We start from the raw sequence: 21,331 nt of genomic DNA on the forward strand, positions 1-21,331 counted from the left end.
CCAGTACGACCGATGTGAACCGGCCGGTCCCGCCATCTGGCGGGGCCGGCCTCCCGGAGTCTGTGGGTTGTGCATCCACGGCGAGCAAGAACAGGAGGCGGCCATGGAACACTCGACCATCCTCAGGATGAACAACATCGAGAAGGACTTCAGTGGCGTCAAGGCACTCGACGGAGTGTCGATCGAAGTGAAGCGCGGCGAGGTCCACGCGATCTGCGGCGAGAACGGCGCGGGGAAATCGACGCTGATGAAGGTGCTGAGCGGCGTGTATCCCGTCGGCAGCTTCGACGGCACCATCGAGTTCGAAGGCAAGCAGGTTGCCTATCGCAGCATCAACGACAGCGAGCATGACGGCATCGTCATCATCCACCAGGAGCTCGCGCTCAGCCCGTATCTCTCGATCGCAGAGAACATTTTCCTCGGCAACGAGAACGCCCGCCGCGGTGTCATCGACTGGAACAAGACCAACCGCGAAGCCGCACTCCTGCTGGCCAGGGTCGGCCTGGACGAGAACCCGGCCACCAAGATCCTCGAGCTCGGCGTGGGCAAGCAGCAACTGGTCGAAATCGCCAAGGCGCTCTCCAAGCAGGTCAAGCTCCTCATCCTCGACGAGCCGACAGCGGCGCTCAACGATGAGGACTCTGCCCACCTGCTCGGACTGATCGACCACCTGCGCAGCCAGGGCATCACCTGCATCATCATCTCCCACAAGCTCAAAGAGATTAAGCGGATCGCCGACACCGTCACGGTGATCCGCGACGGCACGAGCATCGAGACGATCGCGATGGACGGACCGGATGCCACGGAGGCACGGATTATCCGCGCCATGGTTGGTCGTGACCTCAACAACCTGTTCCCGCCGCGCGATCCGAACATCGGTGACGAAGTGCTCCGGGTTGAGGACTGGACCGTCTATCACCCGGTCGACACCACCCGAAAGGTCGTCGACGGGGCGTCCTTCACTGTGCGTGCGGGCGAGATCGTCGGCTTCGCCGGACTCATGGGTGCCGGCCGCACCGAACTGGCGATGAGCCTGTTCGGCCGTTCATACGGCACCAATATCTCAGGCTCCGTGTACAAGAACGGTGAAGAGATCCAGATGCGCACCGTGGATGAAGCCATCAAGCACGGCTTCGCCTATGCCACGGAGGACCGTAAGCGATACGGCCTCAATCTGATCGGTGACATCACCGTGAACGTATCGGCCGCGGCGCTCGGCAAGCTCGCCAAATACGGCGTGATCGACCGCAACCGCGAATACAAGGTCGCAGAGTCGTACCTCCAGAAGATGAACATCAAGGCGCCATCCGTTTCAGCCGTCACCGGCAAGCTGTCAGGCGGAAACCAGCAGAAGGTCGTGCTTTCAAAGTGGATCTTCTCCGGCCCAGACATCCTGATCCTCGATGAGCCGACGCGCGGCATCGATGTCGGTGCGAAGTACGAGATCTACGGCATCATCAACGAACTCGCCGCACAGGGCAAGGCAGTCGTCGTGATCTCCTCCGAGCTGCCCGAACTCCTCGGCCTGGCGGATCGCATCTACGCGATCTCTGAAGGAAAGCTCACCGGCGAGGTGGCCAGGGCCGACGCGTCGCAAGAAACTCTTATGCACTACATGACCGCGGGAAAGGACTGAGCCCCGATGAGTACCACCAGCACCCCCACCACTACGCCCACTCCCACTCCGCCTCCCGCCTCTGTGCGGAAGCCGCGACTCTCGATCAATTTCAGGCAGTACGGCATCCTCGCCGCTCTCGCCATCATCGTCGTGCTCTTCCAGGTGCTCACCAACGGGCGGCTGCTGCTGCCGGGGAACGTCAACAACCTGATCCAGCAGAACGCCTACGTGCTGATCCTCGCCATCGGCATGGTCATCGTGATCATCGCCGGGCACATTGACCTCTCCGTCGGATCGGTCGTCGCGCTGGTCGGCGCGGTTGCGGCGATCAGCATGAATTCGTGGGACCTGCCATGGTGGGCCGCAGTGCTCATCTCCCTGCTGGTCGGCGCCGTCATCGGGGCGTGGCAGGGATTCTGGGTCGCCTTCGTGGGGATACCGGCGTTCATCGTCACGCTGGCCGGCATGCTCATCTTCCGCGGGCTCACCCTGGTGCTGCTCACCGGCGGAACGATCAGCGGCCTCCCGGCCGAATTCACCGCGATCGGTGCCGGCTGGATCCCTGGCTTCCTCGGCGAAATCGGTGGCCGCGACGTGCTCACCCTCGCCCTTGGTGTACTGACGGCGCTGGCGCTCATCGTGCAGCAGCTGCGCAGCAGGGCCACGCTGCGCAAGCTTGACCTGCCGCGCGAGCCGATCACCTCGATGTGGGTGAAGAGCGGCATCGCAGCACTCGCCATCATCTGGTTCGCCTGGCTGCTCTCCGGCTACAGCGGAACACCGATCATCCTCATCATCCTGGCCGTGCTGATCCTGCTCTACACGTTCGTGCTCAACCAAACAGTGTTCGGCCGTCACGTGTACGCGATGGGTGGCAACATGTTCGCCGCCATCATGAGCGGCGTGAAGACGAAGTGGGTCAACTTCTTCATCTTCGTCAACATGGGTGTGCTGGCCGCGCTCGCTGGTGTCGTGTCGACGTCCCGTGCGGGTGGCGCCGTGGCAGCCGCCGGTGGAAACTACGAACTCGATGCCATTGCGGCGGTCTTTATTGGTGGTGCGGCCGTGCAGGGCGGTGTCGGAACCGTGGTCGGAGCTGTGATCGGTGGCCTGGTCATGGGCGTGCTCAACATGGGGCTCTCGATTCTCTCCGTCGACTCGGCCTGGCAGATGGCGATCAAGGGTCTGGTGCTGCTGCTGGCCGTTGCGTTCGACATCTTCAACAAGCGTCGGGGCGGGCGCTAACCGCTGGCTCGACTCAGGCTCGTCTCAGGCTCGTTACAGTGAAGGGTGAAGAGTCGGATGAATAGCGCCCCGCCGACTCTCGGCATTCGCGGCGGGACCAGCAACGACCAGTTGCGTCGGTACAACCTGTCGATGGCGTTGACGATGCTGCATCATGCAAGCGGATGCTCGCGCGCCGACCTCACGAAGCGCACCGGCCTCAATCGCTCGACTATCTCCGCGCTTGTTTCGGAACTGGTCGACCTCGGCATGGCATATGAGGGCGAGCCGGAGAGTGTCGTCGGCCGGGTCGGACGTCCGAGCCCGCAGGTGTACCCGAACCCCGGGCTGGCCGCGATTGCGGTCAACCCCGACGTTGATGCCATCACCGTCGGACTGGTTGGCCTGGGGGGTGAGGTGATCAGGCGCATCCGTTTCGACACTGCGGGGGTGCCGAGCATCGGCGAAACCATCAACGTGGTAAAGGCCATCGTCGACGGCATGCGTGGCGAGATCGAGCGGACGTATCGCATCGCCGGTGTTGGCGTGGCCGTGCCTGCCCTGGTGAATTCGTCGGACGGACGGATTCTCGTCGCGCCGCACCTTGGCTGGCGCGACGCTGCCCTCGCTGCGCCGTTGTCGAAAGCTCTCGGCTATCCGGTTTTCGCCGGCAACGACGCCAGCCTCGGCGCGATCGCGGAGAGCCTGTTCGGCATCGCGCAGCACTGCGATGACGTCGTGTACCTCAACGGCAGCGCGAGCGGTATCGGCGGTGGCCTCATCATCAGCGGGACACCGCTCCGCGGCACGCGCGGTTATGCGGGAGAGCTCGGCCACACCCTCGTGAACAGCACGGGGGTGCGCTGCCATTGCGGGCGTATCGGGTGCCTGGAGACCGAGGTGAGCCTGGCCAGGCTGCTGGCTGTGCTTGGCGTGACCCGTGCAGACCAGGATGACCTCGACATTGCGCTCGCGGTGTCGCGGGACCCCGCTGTGTTGCGTGAAGTGCGCCGCCAGATCGACTGCCTGTCGGAGGCCATCTCCAATTTCGTGAACATGTTCGACCCTGAGATGGTCGTCCTCGGCGGGTTTCTCGGCTCGCTGCTCTCGGTTGGTCGAGAGCGTCTGGCCGAAGCCGTGCGGGTGCGCTCAATGAGCAGCAGGGGTCACGCCGTGACCATCGAGCGGGCCAGTCTCCGCTCGCGGCTCATGATGGTCGGGGCCGCTGAGCTGCCGTTCGCGGCGCTACTCGATGACCCGGCCGGGTTCGTGCGCGGTCGCCAGCTGTAACAGTGCGCCTCCGCGCGCTCAGGCCGGAGCTGAACTCTCCCGCACCACGAGTCGGTGTGCCGGCATGATGTCGCTGGCAGCGGCCTCTGGGTCGTCGATCAGCTCAAGAAGGCGGGTAACCGCGTTGGTCGCGATGGCTTCCTTGTCGGGGGAGATCGTCGTCAGCGACGGGACGCAGAACGCGGAGTCTTCGATGTCGTCCATGCCCGTCACCGCGACGCGGCCGGGGACAGAGATGCCCAGGTCGGCCAGCGCGCGCAGTGCGCCGAGGGCGAGCACGTCGTTGAAGCAGACGATGGCGTCGAATTCGAGACCGGCCTCGGCTGCGGCGAGCACGGCAGCGCGTCCGGCGCTGCGGCTGTACTGGTCGGTATAGAGCACGAGTTCGGGGTGGAAGGGGAGCCCGGCCTGCTCGAGTGCAGTGCGGTATCCCTCCAGGCGCAGATCGGCGCTGCGGTACCCGGGTTCTGAGTATGCGCCAAGGGCGGCGATCCGCATGCGGCCGGTGGAAATGAGGTGGGTGGTGACATCCTGAACGGCTCGCACGTTGTCGATCGCGATGTCGACGAACGCCTCGCTGAAGATCTGCTCCCCGATCAGCACCATGGGAACGCTCGGCTTGTTCTCCCGCAGATCGGTGGCCTGCATGCTCATGGGGCTCAGGATCAGACCGTCGACGACGTGCGAACCGAACTCGCGCAGGATACCGATCTCCCGGTCACGCGCGCCACCGGTCTGGGCGGCCATCACCGTGTATCCCTGGGACTGCGCTGCCCGCTCGATGAGCTCGCTGAGCTCTGAGAAGTAGGGCTGGGAGAGCTCTGGAACGGCCAGCGCGAGAATCCGGGTTTTGCCCTGTCTCAAGCGGCGCGCGCTGATGTTCGGCCGATAGCCGAGCTGTTCAATTGCCGCCTGAACGCGCGTGCGAGTGCCCGGGCGTACGTGCACGAAATTGTTCACGACATTCGACACCGTGCGCGGCGAGACGCCGGCGAGCTGGGCGACGTCGTGGATGTTGGCGGCCATGGCTCCATCGTTGCGCACTTTTGGAATCGCGGTCGCCAGCACGCGCAGAACGACACGGCCAGGATGTGCGGAGATTTGACACGGGTCTGATTGCTATGGCTAAATCAGTCATTCACACAATTTGCAACGTGGCAATTCGGAGGACTCACGATGGCTCGCAGTGTTCGTCAGGCCCGCACAGGGCTGAAACACGGGCTGATGTTCACGGCCCCCTTCCTGATCATCTATCTCGCATTCATCGGCTACCCCCTCGTGCAGGCCGTGGTCATGAGCCTGCACGACTGGGATCTGCTGGGGTACACCCGCAACTGGATCGGCCTCGACAACTACGTGCGCATGTTCTGGGGCACCGAGATGACCTGGACCGCTGCGCACCTCTTCGTGCCTCGCCTGCTCATCGTCGCTGCGGCCATCGCCCTGGCCATCCGTCCCATTCAGCGCCGCTCGATCTCGTGGGGCATGGGCATCGGTGTCGGCGGGCTGCTGCTGCTCGCCATCGTGCTTGGTTTCCACCCCGGCGATGGTGGCATGTGGAACGACCCGAACTTCTGGGTGTCCTTCAAGAACACGCTGGTCTTCACCGTGGTGTCTGTGCCGATCATCGCCGGCCTCGGCTTGCTGATGGCACTCGCCCTGCAGGGAAAGCGCCGCGGGCGTGGCCTCTACCAAATGGCATTCTTCCTGCCGTACGTGCTCCCGGTGTCGGTGGTCACGCTGGTCTGGAGCTACTTCCTGTCGCCTGACCGCGGCCTCCTCGCGCCATTCCTCGCGAACTTCGGGATCGGCCCGATCGCCTGGCTGTCAGACCCCAGCTTCGCCATGGCTGGGATCATCATCACCACCGTCTGGTGGACCGTCGGATTCAACCTCGTGCTGTTTGCGGCCGGCCTGCAGGACATCGACGAATCGCTCTACGAAGCTGCGGCGCTCGACGGAGCCGGACCGCTCACCAAGTTCTGGAACATCACGATTCCGGGCCTGAAGCATGTGCTCGTCCTCGTCATCATCACCCAGATCATCTCGTCGTTCCAGGTGTTCGGCCAGGTGAACATCATGACCGGCGGTGGGCCAGGCGGCGCGACCCGCGTGCTCATCCAGCACATCTACGAAGCCGGCTTCCGCGACCTCGAGCTGGGATACGCCTCTGCTGTCTCGCTCTTCCTCTTCGCGGTGATGCTCGTCGTCTCAATCGTGCAACTCAAGGTCTTCGGCCGGGAAAGGTAACCGCACATGGCACTCCTCACTTCATCGGCCCCGAACACCACTCGCGCCATGGCGCGGACCTCAACGTCGAAGCGGCCCAAGCGTCCGAGCTCGCGCCGGATGTCGGCATCCGCTGTCTATCACGTGCTCATGATCGTGGCGAGCATCGTCTGGCTGATACCCGCGCTGTGGATGGTGTCGCTCGCGTTGACGCCGAACAGCATGCTGGCCGCTGAGACGACCGGCCTGATCCCACCCGCGGTCACCTTCGACAATTTCATCGGTGTCATGCAGGTTGGGCTGACGCCGCGCTGGTTCCTGAACAGCTTCATCGTGTCTGTGATCACCACGGTGGTCACCGTCATCCTGTGCGCGATGGCCGGCTACGCGTTCGCCAAGATCGACTTTCCAGGCAAGGTCTTCATCTACGCCAGCGTGCTGGCCGGGCTGATGATCCCGAAAGAGGCGATGTTCATCCCTCTCTTCACCATGTTCGCCGACCTCGACCTGCACAACAGCTACGAGGCGCTGATCCTGCCGAGACTCGCTGCCCCGCTTGGCGTGTTCCTCATGACGCAGTTCTTCTCGAAGGTTCCAGACGAGGTGGAAGAGGCGGCGCGCATCGACGGTGCAGGGCCGTGGCGCACGTTCATCTCGATCATGCTGCCGCTGGCCAGGCCATCGATGGTCGCGCTCGGAATCTTCACCTTCGTGCAGACCTGGAACGACTACCTCTGGCCGCTCGTCTCGGCGACCCAGCGTGAGATGTTCACCATCACCACCGGGTTGGCCTCGCTGCAGGGCAACTTCGCGCAGGCCACCGAACTCGGGTCGCTCATGGCCCGCGGCGTCATGGGCAGCCTGCCACTACTCATCATCTTCGTGCTGTTCCAACGGCACCTCATCCGAGGCATTGCCTTGACCAGTGGCGATAAATAGCCACTCCACCGCTGTACTACCGGCCACCCGGCCACCTTTCCACACAAGAGGAGATACACACATGCGCACCAAGAGGATCGCAATGACGACGTCGTCGTTTGCGGTGGCGTCACTATTGCTCGCGGGTTGTTCCACCGGAGCGAGTTCCGCCAGTTCGGAAGACCTGACCGCCGACATCAAAGCCGTTACAGCAGAGCAGCTCGACGGCACGACGATTCAGATGGCCAGGATGTTCGGCGACTGCGAGGAGACGACCACGGGCGTCACCGACACGAGCAAGGCAGCAAACGAGTGTGAGGCCATCCAGATCCTCACCAACAAGTTCAACGCTGAGAACGAGTTCGGCATCACCGTCGAGCGCCTGGGTGGCAGCGAATGGGCGTCGTACTATGACGCGCTCAACGCCAGCCTGGCCGGCGGAGCGCCCGCCGACATCGCCAACCTGCACGCTCACGCGCTGCCGGACTACGCAGCACGCAACAGCATCATCGCCTTCGACGCTGAAGAGCTCGGTATCGAGCTTGCTGATGCCAGCGACTCAGCACGGAGCGGTGTCGAGTGGGAAGGCGAGACCTACGCGGTCCCGTTCGACCTGCACGCCATCCTCGCTCACGTGAATGTCGACCTGTTCACGCAGGCCGGACTCATCAACGCCGACGGCACGCCTCAGCTCCCCACGAGCACCGACGAGTTCCTCGCCGCGGCCAAGACCGTCAAGGAGAAGACCGGAAAGTACTTCATCTCGATCGCCCTCGCGAACGACCCGATGGGCTTCCGCCTGTTCTCCAGCCTGGTCAACCAGCAGGGCGGCGCGCTGATCTCTGAAGACGGCAAGACGGTGAGCATCGACACCCCTGAGGCGAAGGACGCCCTCGAGTTCATCAACACTCTCGTTGACGAGGGATACGCAGATGCGACAGTCGACTACGCAGGGTCGAACGCCCAGTTCCTCGCCGGTGACGCGGCCATGATGATGAACGGAACCTGGGTCGTCAACGAATACGCGACAACGGCACCGTTCACCTACCAGGTCGCTGACTTCCCCACCCTGTACGAAGAGCCCGCAACGTGGGCTGCCTCGCACACCTGGGCCATTCCGCGCCAGAAGGATGGCGATGTTGTGCAGTACCGCGCGGCCATTGAGTTCGCGAAGTACCTCTACAACAACACCGACACCTGGGCGATCGCCACTGGTCACATGTCGCCGCGCGTTTCGGTGCTGGAGTCAGAGGCATACACGGATGCCGTGCAGCGCGAGAACTACGTGGAGACGGCCCTGCACAACGCCAAGCTCGTGCCGCACATCGAGAACTGGCAGAGCGCCGAAGACGCGATCCTTGAGCAGATCGAGTCGACATGGCTGAACGACAAGGACATCAGCGCAGCCCTGACAGAGGCGCAGTCGCGCGTCGAACAGGCATTGGCGAAGTAGTCCACACCCCGCATTAGACCAGGGGCCCGCGGCACGCCGTCGCGGGCCCCTCTCAAGGAGCACAGGCACATGATCGAATCCAGTCGTCCACACCTTGACCTGAACGGTGAATGGGCACTGTCGCTCGGCAGCGGACAGGCCGACGTTTCCGTCGTCGTTCCTGGGCCATGGACCACACAGGTTCAGGGGCATGGCATGTCGCACCAGACGGTTCGCTACCACCGGAGCTTCGATGTGCCTGAGGGGTGGGCTCGCGACAGAAGCGCGCACCTGCACTTCGGGGGAGTCAACTATGCGGCATCCGTCACACTGAACGGCCAGCCGATCGGCGAGCACGTCGGTGGATGGACGCCGTTCGAGTTCGACCTGGGCGATGCCCTGACGGTGGGCACCAACCACATTGAGGTCGCTGTGTCCTACCCGCCGAGGATGCGGGCGGGCGACGAGGCCAGTTTCACCGAGGTTCCCCACGGCAAGCAGAGCTGGTACGGCACGAGCGCCGGTATCTGGCAGTCGGTGCGGATCGAATCACGAACACCCCAGCACCTGAACGATGTGTTCGTTCGGGCCGATGCCACGACCGGTGTGATCACGGCGACAGCGAGCCTGGCTGTCGCGGCAACTGCCGGTGACACGGCGAGCATCGTCGTCACCCGCGTCGGCAACGACGCCGACACCTACTCCTCTCTTATAGAGCTGCACGATGGCGCTGAACGGATGTCGCTCGATGTGCGCATTCCGGCGCCGCAGTCCTGGACGACCACCGACCCGCAGCTGTACACGGTGGCGGTGAGCGTGAACACAGCGAGCGGTGTCGACACGCAACAGCGCACGACCGGATTCCGCACGATCTCGACTCGCAACGGTGAGGTGCTGCTGAACGGTGAGCCGCTGGAGATTCGTGCGGTGCTCGACCAGGACTACCACCTGGGCAGCTCCACGATTCCCGAATCCGATGAGGCGCTCGAAGCGCTCTTCACCGAGACGAAGCGCCTTGGCTTCAATATGCTGCGCTGCCACATCAAGCGTCCAGACGAGCGCTACTACGACCTGGCCGACCGGATGGGCCTGCTGGTGTGGGCCGAACTGCCGAGCTGGCTCACCATGACGAGCCGCGGGGCTGCAGAGGGCGCGCAGTTGCTGGCCGATCTCATCCAGCTGGACGGCCATCATCCGTCGATTGTGATCTGGACCGTCATGAACGAGTCATGGGGCATCGACCTGCGGGATGCCGGGCAGCGTGCCTGGCTGCAGGAGACGTTCGACAGGGTCAAGGCGTTGGCGCCAGACGCGCTCGTCGTCGACAACTCGGCGTGCGAGCCCAACTTCCACATCAAGAGCGACCTCGATGATTTTCACGTCTATCGGGGAATCCCGGAGAGCCGGGTGCCGTGGGACGAGAAGATCGCCGATTTCGCGAGCAGGCCAGCCTGGACATACAGCCCCTATGGCGACGCCGTCCGGAGTGGTGATGAGCCGCTCATCCTCTCCGAATACGGAAACTGGGCCCTGCCCACCGCGTTCGACCAGTTCGAGGATGACGGGTCTGAGCCATGGTGGTTCGCGAACGGCGCCCATTGGGCATACGGCGCCGCCGAAGGCACCGGGCTCGCAGCGCGATTCGCTGACCTCGGGTTGACGGACGTCTTCGGATCGTGGGACGCCCTCGTCACTGCGCTGCACCACTCGCAGATGGTGGCCAATCGCTACCAGACCGGGTCGATCCGCAGCCATGGCTCCATCTCTGGATATGTTTTGACGCAGTTGAGCGATGTGCAGTGGGAGGCCAACGGCCTCTTCGACATGATGCGCAACCCCAAGCAGTTCAACGAAGACTTCCGGTTGATCAACGGTGACATCGCCGTTGTACTTCGCCCGGAATCGTACTCCGACCGCGTGGGCGGGACCATCGCGGTGTCGACCGCTGTCGTGCCGCCGAGGCCACTGGGCTCTCGCGCTGGTGCGATCGGTGAACTGCGGTGGAGCGTCGACGGCACGACTGTCGAGTCTCGATCGGTTCGGATCGACGAGCGTGCGACGGTGACTACCGAGCTCACCATGCCGAACTACCCTGGCGAGCTGGAGATCGCGACAGAACTCTGGGTCGACGGCATCCTGCAGGCTCGCGACGCCGCGATCATCGCCGTGGTCATGGACGAGGTGCCGGCGCTCGACCGATCCGTGTGCTCGACCGACCCGGCGGTGCGTGCCTGGCTCGCGGGTCTCGGCTTCGCCGCAGCGGATGACGCAGTTGCGCCTGATGCGACCGACCTGCTCGTCGTCCGCAGCTTCGATGCCGCGGCGCAGGAGCATGCCCGTCGCGGGGGCAGGGTACTGGTGCTCGTTGAAGAAGCGGATGCCTTCTGCGACGCGTTCGACTACCTGCCGATCGCCAAGCTGGGGCCGCGAGACGGCGACGGCGACTGGGTTCCGCGCCAGGAATGGTTGCGGCGAGACGGCGCGTTCGCAACGCTTCCCGGTGGACCGCTCCTCGGCATCGCCTACGAGGATCTTCTCGGTGAGTTGGTCATCAACGGAATCCCGGCGGCCATGCGCCCCGCACAGGTGCACTCAGCGCTCTTCTCCGGATGGCTGCGGCACGCGGCAACGACCACGGCAACCATCGCGTGGAGCGATGGCGAAGTCACGCTCACCACGTTCCGCGTCCGTGCACAAGCGGATGCGTCCCCCCTGGCCAGAGCGCTCGGTCGGGCACTCGTGGCGCACGCAGCGCGAGCGTAGTTCTATTCGGGCAGCACCCCGGTTCAGGGGTGCTGCCCTGGTGCCGCTACTGCACGCGGTGCGCGGCGTACTGCTCGCGGATCACCGGGCGGAAGTCGGGTGCGGGCTCTGCTGTCGTCGACAGTGTCCAGGTCGGACGGGTTCCCGTCAGTGCCCAGGCGGCCTGGGCTGCCGCGCCGTTGGCGACGTATTCGCCGGGCGTCGGCACCTGCACCGGCACGGCGAAGACCTGCGCGGCGATGGCCTGCACGGCCGGGTTCTGCGCCGCGCCGCCGATCAGCAGGATGCGGTCGGCCTGCACACCGAGCCCGAGCACGGCGTCGAGGCCGTCGGCCAAGCCACAGAGCAATCCTTCGATCGCGGCACGCGCCAGATTGGGCCTGGACGTCGAAGCCAGGGTCATCCCGAAGAGGGAGGCCGAGGCATCCGGCAGGTTGGGCGTGCGCTCGCCCTCGAAGTACGGCTGCAGCACGAGTCCGGCCGCGCCGGGTTCCGCCTCAAGCGCGAGGCGCCCGAGCTCATCGAAGTCGACGGCGAGGAGGCCCGAGATGGCGTCGAGCACGCGCGCGGCATTCAGGGTGGCGACGAGGGGAAGCGAGCGCCCTGTCGCGTCGGCGAACCCGGCGACGGTGCCCGTGACATCCGCTATGGGTGCGTCGGTGACGGCGAACACGGTGCCGCTCGTGCCGATGGACACCACGACATCGCCCGTGCCTGCCCCCAGACCGAGGGCAGCTCCGGCGTTGTCGCCTGCGCCGACGCCGATGACGAGAGCGGATGCCGCCACGTCAGGCCCCGTCGTGCCGGCGGATTCGCCTGGGCTGAGTACGCGCGGCAGGATCGCGTCGTGGCCGAGGGCCAGCGCGAGGAGTTCGCGGTCGTATTCGCCGGTGAGTGGTGACCAGTATCCGGTGCCACTCGCGTCGGAGCGGTCGGTCGTCAGCTCGGTGAGGACCGGTCCACGGCTGCTCTCGTCGACAGGGCCGAAGCCGCGAAGGCGCCAGGTGAGCCAGTCGTGGGGGAGGGCGACGGCGGCGACGCGGGCGGCGTTCTCCGGCTCAGCGCCCTGCAGCCAGCGCAGTTTCGTGATGGTGAATGATGCAACGGGAACGACCCCGGTGCGGCGCGCGAGCTCCGCGGCCCCGACCTCTGCGATGAGGTCTGCTGCGGCGGGCGCGCTGCGGGTGTCGTTCCAGAGCAGGGCGGGGCGGATGACGCGGCCATCGGCATCCAGTACGACCATGCCGTGTTGCTGGGCGGCGATCGAGATCGCTGAGACGTCGTCGAGTCCGCCGGCCTCGCTGATGGCGAGTTGCAGGGCGTCCCACCAGGCGGCGGGATCAACCTCTGTGCCGACGGGGTGCGTGGCCCTGCCGCTGCGGACCAGGGCGCCGGTGTCGGCATCCGTGATGACAATCTTGCAGCTCTGGGTGGATGAATCGACTCCGGCGACCAGGGTCATGCGGTGCTCCTCAGCGAGTGGTGGTGCGGGTGGTGTGTGGGCGATACGTGAAGGGGGTGACGACGGATGAGTCGCCCACTTCTGCTAGTTCAGAGTGCTCGTGCACTAGCAAAAATGGGCGACTCATGGACCCTGCTGCGCCGCGTGGTCGGCTGGCGCGGATGGGAGCGTGCTAGTTGCGCGCGCCCATCAGGTGCTCGAGCGCCAGCTGCTGCAGGTGCACGAAGCCGAAGCCCTTGCCACCGAAGTATGCCTTGGCGTCGAAGTCCTCGTACGAGGCGCGGTCGGCGAGGAAGTCGTCGTAGCTTTCGCCCTCGCCGAGCGTGGTGACGGACAGCTCAGGCACGCGTGACGCGGCCAGTGCCTCCTGCACCTCAGGGTCGGCGCGGAATGCCGCGGCGCGCTCCTTGAGCAGCAGGTAGGTGCGCATATTGGCCGCAGCCGACGTCCAGACGCCGGTGATGTCCTCGGTGCGTGACGGCTTGTAATCGAAGTGACGCGGGCCGTCGTACGCCTGGCCACCGTTCGGGCCACCGTTTTCGAGCAGGTCGACGAGCGAGAACGCGTTCTGCAGGTCGCCGTGACCGAACACGAGGTCCTGGTCGTACTTGATGCCACGCTGGCCGTTGAGGTCGATGTGGTACAGCTTGCCGGCGTCAAGCGCCTGCGCGATGCCGGCGGTGAAGTTCAGTCCGGCCATCTGCTCGTGGCCGACCTCAGGGTTCACACCGACGAGCTCAGGGCGCTCCAGCGTGTTGATGAATGCGATGGCGTGGCCGAGCGTCGGCAGCAGGATGTCGCCACGGGGCTCGTTCGGCTTCGGCTCAATGGCGAAGCGGATGTCGTAACCCTTGTCGGTCACATAGTCACCCAGCAGGTTCACGGCTTCGCGGTAGCGGTCGAGTGCAGCGCGGATGTCCTTGGCGGAGTCATACTCTGCGCCCTCGCGGCCGCCCCACATGACGAACGTCTTGGCACCGAGCTCTGCGGCAAGGTCGAGGTTGCGCATCACCTTGCGGAGCGCGAAGCGGCGAACGGCGCGGTCGTTCGACGTGAAGCCGCCGTCCTTGAAGACCGGTGCGCTGAACAGGTTGGTGGTCACCATCGGAATGATGAGGCCGGTGTCGGCGAGTGCCTGCTTGAGGCGGTCGATCTGGTTCTGGCGCGCGGCATCCGTTGAGCCGAAGGCGAAGAGGTCGTCGTCGTGGAAGGTGAGACCGTATGCGCCCAGTTCGTGCAGGCGGGTGACAGCTTCGACAACGTCGAGGTCGGGGCGGGTGGGGCCGCCGAAGGGGTCGGCTCCGTTGTAGCCGACGGTCCACAGACCGAAGGAGAACTTATCGGCCGGGGTGGGGGTGAGTGACATTGTCGAGCTCCGATTCAGCATCAATGATGATTTGTTGGACTTCAAAACATATTAGAGCACGAGCGAAGCGTCTGCACTACCTCTCAGCAAAGAATGCCGCTCATCGGGCTAAAAGACATTTGTAGTGAATTACCACAAATGTCTTGCGCTCTGACTTCTGGCTGGCTTAGGCTCTGGACACCGCATTCGAAACGTTTAAACAATGGAGTTCAGATGGCCAACATTCACGACGTCGCTCGCGTCGCTGGTGTGTCCATCTCCACCGTTTCCTACGCGCTGAGCGGGAAGCGATCCATTGCGGAAACCACCCGCAGACGAGTCGAAGCTGCCGTCCTGCAGCTGGACTACCGACCGAACGCCGGCGCGCAAATGCTCAAGGGCAGCCGCACCAACATCTTCGCGCTGAGCGCGCCGCTGCACTCCGGCACCTACGCCCCCGCCCACATGACGTTCGTGCTCTCGATCGTCAAGGCCGCGCGCGAATTCAACTACGACGTTCTGCTTCTCACCCAGGATGAGGCGACGAGCGGCCTGCGCCGCGTGGCGCGCTCGTCGCTCGTTGACGGGATCCTGTTGCTCGACGTCTCCACCGAAGACGTGCGCACCGACCTCATTCGTGAACTCGGCCTGCCGGCGACGGTTGTCGGCATCCCCAGCGACACGACGGGCCTCACCTGTGTCGACCTCGACTTTGAACGCGCAGCCGAAATGAGCCTCGAGCGACTGACCGCCCTCGGCCACACCCGAATCGGACTGCTCGGCCAGGCGCCGATCGTTTACGAGCGTGGATCGAACTTCCCGCCGCGGTTCAGGGACTCGTTTCTGGCCGACGCCAAACGTCGGGGGATCGAGGCGGCGTTCACGCCGTCTGCTGAGGACTCTGCCGGGGTGCGGGCATCCGTCGACGCCCTCATGGACGCACTGCCGGGAATGACGGCCCTCGTGCTGAACAGCAACGAGCCAGTGCAGTCGATGGTGCTCGAACTGCTGAGCCAGCGCGGCATCCGCGTGCCGCAGGACTTGTCGATCGTCTCCGCGTGCTCGAGCTTTGAGACCGACCACCTGGATCCGCCGCTCGATGTCATTCCCCTTCCGTCGGATGCGTCGTGCAGCAGGGCGATCCAGCTCATCATGGCGCAGCTGCACGGCGACACCGTCCCGCACGTTGAACTGATCGAGCCCACGTATGTCGCGCTCGGTTCAACGGCCCACTACCGTCCCTGACCTTCCCCGCACATCGAAAGGATTCTTTTCACCGCAAGTATCGAAACGTTTCGAAAGCCAGCACCACAGCACCACCAGCACCACCGCAACACAGCAGCATCCGCTCGCCCCTGCACCACCTACGAGGAAGTAGTTACTCATGAAAAGCAGAAAAATTCTGGCCGGCATCGCGCTCCTGGGAGCCAGTGCCCTGGTTCTCTCGGGTTGCTCAGCAACGTCAGGCGACTCGGCCGAAGACGGCAAGACCCTGAAGCTCTGGCACTTCGAGAGCGCAGACAGCGCGATGGGCATCGCCTGGAACGAGGCAATCAAGGTCTTCGAAGAAGAGACCGGCGCCACCGTCGAATTCGAAGAGAAGAGCTTCGAGCAGATCCGCTCCACCGCAAGCCAGGTGTTGAACTCGAACGAGGCGCCTGACGTGCTCGAGTACAACAAGGGCAACGCCACAGCCGGCCTGCTGGCCAGCCAGGGCCTGCTCTCCAACCTCGATGACGCGGTCGACGAGTTCGGCTGGGCAGACAAGCTCGCCCCGTCGCTGCAGACCACCGCCAAGTACGACGAGAACGGCGTCATGGGCAATGGCTCCTGGTACGGCGTCCCGAACTACGGCGAGTACGTCGAGGTGTACTACAACAAGGACATGTTCGCCGCGAACGGCCTCGAGGTGCCGACCACGCTTGCCGAGTTCGAAGCGGTGCTCGCCGCATTCGAGGCGAAGGGAATCACCCCGCTCGCCCAGGCCGCAACCGAGTACCCCCTGGGGCAGCTCTGGTACCAGCTGGCACTGACGAAGGCCGACCGCGACTGGGTGAACGACTACCAGCTGTACTCCAACCCCGTCGACTGGCAGGGCCCGGAGATCAGCTACGCCACCCAGACCATCAAGGACTGGACGGATGCCGGCTACATCAGCACCGACGCCACCGGCCTGAAGGCTGAGGATGCCGGAACCAGCTTCATCAGCGGCCAGTACCCGATCTTCTTCTCCGGCAGCTGGTGGTACAACCGCTTCACGACTGAGGCGACCGGCTTCGACTGGGGCACCTTCCTCTTCCCAGAGACCGAGTTGTCCCCTGGCTCAGCCGGCAACATGTGGGCCGTGCCGGAGAACGCCTCGAACAAGGAACTCGCGTACCAGTTCATTGACATCACCATGCGCCCAGAGATCCAGGCGCTCATCGGTAACAACGGTGGAATCCCCGTCGCGGCGAACACCGACGACATCACCGACCCGAAGAGCCAGGAGCTCATCGCGAACTTCAACGAGCTGACCGAGAAAGACGGCATCGCCTTCTACCCCGACTGGCCAACCGCAACGTTCTACGACGAGCTGAACGCCGGCCTGCAGGAACTGTTGAACGGCACCAAGTCGGTCAAGGACGTCCAGAAGCAGCTCGGTGAGCAGTACCAGTCGGGCGTCGACGACATCGTCGGCTAACGTCTCGCGACATTCGCTCCGCTCGCACAAATTCGCACCACTAACCGGGGGCCGCACGCGGCCCCCGGTTACCTCGCAAGGATAGGAATTCGCATGGCGACTTCTCTCGCAGTCGACGAACCGGTACGTCGTAAGCCGCAGTACCGCAGCCTCATCCCAGGCAGCAGCAGTAAGGGCTTCTGGGTGTACCTCGTGCCCGGCCTCACACTGATCACACTGATCATCCTGATTCCGCTGGTCTGGAACATCTACCTCACCTTCACGAAGTACAGGGGCATCAAACCCCCGGAGTGGATTGGGCTCGACAACTGGGAGAAGCTCCTCGGCGACAGCACGTTCTGGGCGTCGTTCAGCAACTCGATCGCCATGGTGGTTGCCATGGTCGTCGTGCCAACACTGCTCGGCCTCGTGCTCGCCGCCATGCTCTTCGACCTCATCGGCAAGAAGTTCGGCGGCAAGCTCGCCAGCTTCCTCCGTGCTACCTATTACCTGCCGCAGATCCTCCCAGGCGTGATCGCCGCGATCGTGATCGGCTGGATCCTCCGGCCGCAGAACGGCGCGCTCAACCAGGTGCTCGACGCAATCGGCCTCGGCTCGCTGCAGCACAACTGGCTCGGCAGCCCTGACACCGCGCTTCCCAGCATCATGGTCATCATGATCTGGGTGCAGCTCGGCTACCCGATCGTCATCTTCATGGCCGCACTGCAACGCGTCGACCCCGAACTCTACGAGGCTGCAGAGCTCGACGGAGCGAACTGGTTCCAGCGCTTCCGTGCGATCACAGTCAGCATCATCCGCCCAGAGATCTTCGTCGTCACCCTCACCTGCACGATCGCGGCGCTCAAGGTGTTCGGCCCCATCTACACGCTGACCGGCGGCGGCCCAGGCACGTCGACCATCGTCCCTGCCTACTACGCGTACAGCGAGTTCTTCCAGTCACAGCAGGTGGGATACGGAGCCACCATCGCGACGGCACTCACGATCGTGGTCGCCGCTGTCGCAGTGGTATTCGTCATCGCCCAGACCCGGCTCGAGCGCAAGGAAGAGGAACGCTAATGTCGTCCAGCAGCACCACACTGGAGAAGCCGGCAGACGCCGCACGTCCGCAGCCCACCGTTTCGCGCCCCGTGCCGAAAAAGGGCAAGGGCGGCATGACACGGAAGACGCCAGGCGACTGGCTCATCCTCGTCGTCGCCATCCTGATCGGCCTGCTCATCGCCGTGCCGTTCCTCTTGATCTTGCTCAACTCGTTCAAATCGCCGAGCGAATACAACACGTCTGGCCCCCTCTCCGTTCCAAAGGAGCTCTATCTCGACGGCTTGACGTCGTTCTGGCAGCGCGTCAACTTCCCGGAGAAGCTCTGGAACAGCTTCTTCATCTCCGGCACCGTCGCGGTGCTCGCCGTCGGCATCTCGCTTCTCAACGCCTTCGCGCTCGGCATCGGGCGGGTCAAGGGCCGCACCTGGATCGTGCTCCTCATCCTGCTGGCCAACATGCTGCCGCAGGAAGTACTGCTCTACCCGCTCTACTTCATGTTCAAGCTGGTCGGGCTGTACGACAACCAGTGGGCCGTCATCATCATCTTCGTGGTGATCCAGAGTGCATTCGGCACCTACCTGCTGGCATCGGTGCTCGGCACCTTCCCGCGCGAGATCCTCGAGGCCGCCTCGATCGACGGCGCGAGCCGGTTCACCATCCTGTGGCGGGTCGTCTATCCCATCACCCGGCCGACGCTCAGCGTGCTGCTCATCTTCTTCTTCATCTGGACGTGGAACGAGTTCCTGATTCCGCTCACCTTCCTGGTGAGCAACGCCTCGCAGACCGTGCCCGTCGCGATCAGCGTGCTGCAGGGTGACCGCATGATGGACGTCACCACCACGAGCGCGTCCGCACTGCTCGGCCTGTTGCCGACGCTGATCTTCTTCCTCATCTTCCAACGCACCCTCACCAGGGGCATCACCGCAGGAGCAGTCAAGTAACCATGAAGTTCACCGATGGATTCTGGCACGCCAGGCCCGGCGTCGACGCTCTCTACGCCCAGGAGGCGTACGACATCGAGGTACAACGCACGGAGCAGCGTGGCGATGCGCTCCGCATCTCCGCCCCCACCAAAGTCATCGAGCGTCGCGGCGACGTGCTCAATCGGGCACTGCTCGGAGTGACGCTCTCGTCGCCGCTCGATGGTGTCATCCGGGTGCGCATTGAGAAGGACACCGGCGGCCAGGTCGGGCCGGGCTTCGACCTCGTCGGGGCAGAGAACGGCCACGGCGAGATTGAGGTGACGGATGCCGGTGGCGCTGTGACGTCCGGCGAGCTCACCGCGCGCATTGCGCCGGGCGCCCCATGGAACCTGAGCTTTGAGGCCGCGGGCGAGGTGCTCACCTCGAGCGGCCACAAGTCGATCGGGTACATGAAGCTGCAGCCGGACGCCCCCATCACCACCGAGCCCGCCGGAGTGTCCGGCGTGACGACGACGGGCCTGGCGCCGGCATCCGCTTATGTGCACGGCCGCCTGTCGCTCGGCGTCGGCGAACTTGTCTACGGGCTGGGGGAGAGGTTCGGCCCGCTCGTGAAGAACGGCCAGACCATCGACATCTGGAATGCCGATGGCGGCACGTCGAGTGAGCAGTCGTACAAGAACATCCCGTTCTACCTCACTAACCGCGGTTATGGCGTGCTCGTCAACCACCCTGAGCACGTCTCGTTCGAGGTCGGCACAGAGTCGGTCGAAGAGGTGCAGTTCTCCGTCGCGGGGGAGGCGCTCGAGTACCTGGTGATCTACGGGCCGACCCAGAAGGAGATCCTGGAGCGCTACACCCGGCTCACCGGTCGCCCTGCGCGCGTGCCGGCGTGGTCATACGGATTGTGGCTGTCGACCTCGTTCACCACCCAGTACGACGAAGCCACAGTGTCGAGCTTCATCGACGGCATGGCGGAGCGCGACCTGCCGCTGTCTGTCTTCCACTTCGACTGCTTCTGGATGCGTGAGTTCAACTGGACAGACTTCGAATGGGACCCGCGCGTCTTCCCCGACCCTGAGGGCATGCTGGCGCGACTGCATGACAAGAATCTGCACGTCAGCGCCTGGATCAACCCATACATCGCGCAGCGCGCCCCGATCTTCGAGGAGGCCAAGCAGGGCGGCTACCTCGTGAAGAAGCCGAACGGCGAGGTCTGGCAGTGGGACTTCTGGCAGGCCGGCATGGGCCTGGTCGACTTCACCAACCCCGAGGCCGTCACCTGGTTCCAGGGCAAGCTGCGCCACCTCTTCGACCAGGGCGTCGACGCTATCAAGACCGACTTCGGCGAACGCATTCCAACGGATGTCGTCTGGCACGACGGCAGCTCTCCTCTCGTCATGCACAACCTCTATACCCAGCTCTACAACAAGGCCGTCTTCGAGGTGCTCGAAGAGCACAGGGGTGAAGGCGATGCGGTGCTGTTCGCTCGGTCAGCCACGGTCGGCGGACAGATGCAGCCGGTGCACTGGGGCGGGGACAACTCCTCCAGCTTCGAGTCGATGGCCGAGACCCTGCGTGGCGGACTGTCGCTGGCCTTCAGCGGCTTCGGCTACTGGAGCCACGACATCGGCGGGTTCGAAGGCATGCCGGATGCCGCGGTGTTCAAGCGCTGGCTGGCTTTCGGCTTGCTGTCCAGCCACTCTCGGCTGCACGGGTCGACGAGCTACCGGGTGCCGTGGCTGTTCGACGATGGCAGCGAGGCGCCGGGCCAGAGCGCCGTCGATGTCACCCGTCGCTTCACGACGCTCAAGCTTGAGTTGATGCCGTACCTTTACCAGGTGGGGCTGGAGGCGCATCGCCACGGCATCCCGTTCATGCGTCCGATGCAGCTGGAATTCGGCGACGACCCGGCCACCGACTACCTCGATCGGCAGTACCTGCTTGGCTCAGACCTGCTGGTGGCGCCGGTCTTCAGCGCCTCGGGCGACGTGCGGTACTACCTGCCTGCCGGCACCTGGACCAACTACCTCACGGGCGAAGTGGTCAGCGGCGGCAGCTGGCGCAGGGAGACGCATGCGTTCGACAGCATTCCGCTGTGGGTGCGCGAAGGCGCGGTCATCGTCACGGGCTCGCGAAGCGACCGCCCCGACTACGACTTCACCGAGGACGCACTCATCACGGTCTACCCCGGCTTCACCGGCAGCCGCACGGTCGAGGTGGCCAATCCACTCGACGGTTCGGCGATCAGTTTCACCGTCACAGCAGCGGATGACGCCATCACCGTGACCGCGTCGGCTGCGGGTTCGCAGCCTGCCGTCGCATTCAGCGCTCGCCGCGCCGGGGGCGACCCCGTCGCATCCGCTGACGGACGGGTCGCGCTCTAGCCTGTGAGCTGAACGCTCCCGG

The 21,331-nt window shown here is 64.4% G+C and carries 15 protein-coding genes; 12 read left to right on the top strand and 3 right to left on the bottom strand.

What is annotated here, in order from left to right; genetic code table 11:
• Positions 1–103 precede the first annotated feature (103 nt).
• The 3 genes from mmsA to AC25Z0_RS11345 are packed head-to-tail and all read left to right on the top strand — an operon-like array spanning position 104 to position 4,132.
• Positions 104–1,636: a multiple monosaccharide ABC transporter ATP-binding protein gene (gene mmsA / locus AC25Z0_RS11335; protein WP_488119757.1), complete on the top strand. Its 1,533-nt coding sequence runs from the start codon at positions 104–106 to the stop codon at positions 1,634–1,636.
• A 6-nt stretch (positions 1,637–1,642) separates the two neighbouring features.
• Positions 1,643–2,863 (top strand): multiple monosaccharide ABC transporter permease, encoded by a 1,221-nt coding sequence (mmsB, locus tag AC25Z0_RS11340; protein WP_488133284.1) that lies wholly within the window; start codon positions 1,643–1,645, stop codon positions 2,861–2,863.
• 57 nt (positions 2,864–2,920) lie between these two features.
• On the top strand, positions 2,921–4,132 hold the full coding sequence (locus AC25Z0_RS11345; RefSeq protein ID WP_488119759.1) for an ROK family protein: 1,212 nt from the start codon (positions 2,921–2,923) through the stop codon (positions 4,130–4,132).
• Positions 4,133–4,150: 18 nt separating this feature from the next.
• Here AC25Z0_RS11345 and AC25Z0_RS11350 read toward each other — a convergent pair whose 3' ends face one another.
• Positions 4,151–5,158: a LacI family DNA-binding transcriptional regulator gene (locus tag AC25Z0_RS11350; RefSeq protein ID WP_488119760.1), complete on the bottom strand. Its 1,008-nt coding sequence runs from the start codon at positions 5,156–5,158 to the stop codon at positions 4,151–4,153.
• A 150-nt stretch (positions 5,159–5,308) separates the two neighbouring features.
• Here AC25Z0_RS11350 and AC25Z0_RS11355 point away from each other — a divergent pair, with 150 nt between their 5' ends.
• The 4 genes from AC25Z0_RS11355 to AC25Z0_RS11370 all read left to right on the top strand — a co-directional run bounded on the left by AC25Z0_RS11355 (position 5,309) and on the right by AC25Z0_RS11370 (position 11,474).
• Positions 5,309–6,382, top strand: coding sequence for a carbohydrate ABC transporter permease (locus tag AC25Z0_RS11355; protein ID WP_488119761.1), 1,074 nt, complete (start codon positions 5,309–5,311; stop codon positions 6,380–6,382).
• Between the two features lie 6 nt (positions 6,383–6,388).
• The gene (locus AC25Z0_RS11360) at positions 6,389–7,300 is read left to right on the top strand and encodes a carbohydrate ABC transporter permease (protein WP_488119762.1); all 912 of its coding nucleotides are present in this window, start codon (positions 6,389–6,391) and stop codon (positions 7,298–7,300) included.
• Positions 7,301–7,361: 61 nt separating this feature from the next.
• Entirely contained in the window at positions 7,362–8,732 is a 1,371-nt protein-coding gene (locus tag AC25Z0_RS11365; RefSeq protein WP_488119763.1) for an extracellular solute-binding protein, read from the top strand.
• 69 nt (positions 8,733–8,801) lie between these two features.
• A complete protein-coding gene (locus AC25Z0_RS11370) occupies positions 8,802–11,474 on the top strand; it encodes a sugar-binding domain-containing protein (RefSeq protein ID WP_488119764.1) in 2,673 nt (890 codons plus the stop codon).
• A gap of 46 nt (positions 11,475–11,520) precedes the next feature.
• On the opposite strand, the gene xylB is transcribed toward AC25Z0_RS11370, so the two are convergent.
• Together xylB and xylA are read right to left on the bottom strand one after the other, a co-directional pair.
• Positions 11,521–12,936 (bottom strand): xylulokinase, encoded by a 1,416-nt coding sequence (xylB, locus tag AC25Z0_RS11375; protein WP_488133285.1) that lies wholly within the window; start codon positions 12,934–12,936, stop codon positions 11,521–11,523.
• Between the two features lie 172 nt (positions 12,937–13,108).
• Entirely contained in the window at positions 13,109–14,302 is a 1,194-nt protein-coding gene (gene xylA, locus AC25Z0_RS11380) for a xylose isomerase (protein ID WP_488133286.1), read from the bottom strand.
• 213 nt (positions 14,303–14,515) lie between these two features.
• Between xylA and AC25Z0_RS11385 the strand changes: the two genes are divergently transcribed.
• The 5 genes from AC25Z0_RS11385 to yicI all read left to right on the top strand — a co-directional run bounded on the left by AC25Z0_RS11385 (position 14,516) and on the right by yicI (position 21,309).
• Positions 14,516–15,526, top strand: coding sequence for a LacI family DNA-binding transcriptional regulator (locus AC25Z0_RS11385; protein WP_488133287.1), 1,011 nt, complete (start codon positions 14,516–14,518; stop codon positions 15,524–15,526).
• Positions 15,527–15,665: 139 nt separating this feature from the next.
• Positions 15,666–16,964 (top strand): ABC transporter substrate-binding protein, encoded by a 1,299-nt coding sequence (locus AC25Z0_RS11390; RefSeq protein ID WP_488133288.1) that lies wholly within the window; start codon positions 15,666–15,668, stop codon positions 16,962–16,964.
• A gap of 93 nt (positions 16,965–17,057) precedes the next feature.
• A complete protein-coding gene (locus AC25Z0_RS11395; RefSeq protein ID WP_488133289.1) occupies positions 17,058–18,020 on the top strand; it encodes a carbohydrate ABC transporter permease in 963 nt (320 codons plus the stop codon).
• Positions 18,020–18,943 carry a carbohydrate ABC transporter permease gene (locus AC25Z0_RS11400; RefSeq protein WP_488119771.1) on the top strand — a complete coding sequence of 308 codons (924 nt, stop codon included), beginning with the start codon at positions 18,020–18,022 and terminating at the stop codon, positions 18,941–18,943. Before AC25Z0_RS11395 ends, AC25Z0_RS11400 begins: the two co-directional genes overlap by 1 nt.
• A 2-nt stretch (positions 18,944–18,945) precedes the next feature.
• On the top strand, positions 18,946–21,309 hold the full coding sequence (gene yicI / locus AC25Z0_RS11405) for an alpha-xylosidase (RefSeq protein ID WP_488133290.1): 2,364 nt from the start codon (positions 18,946–18,948) through the stop codon (positions 21,307–21,309).
• Positions 21,310–21,331: the final 22 nt, after the last annotated feature.

The sequence above is a fragment of the Leifsonia sp. Y862 genome (assembly GCF_057669585.1).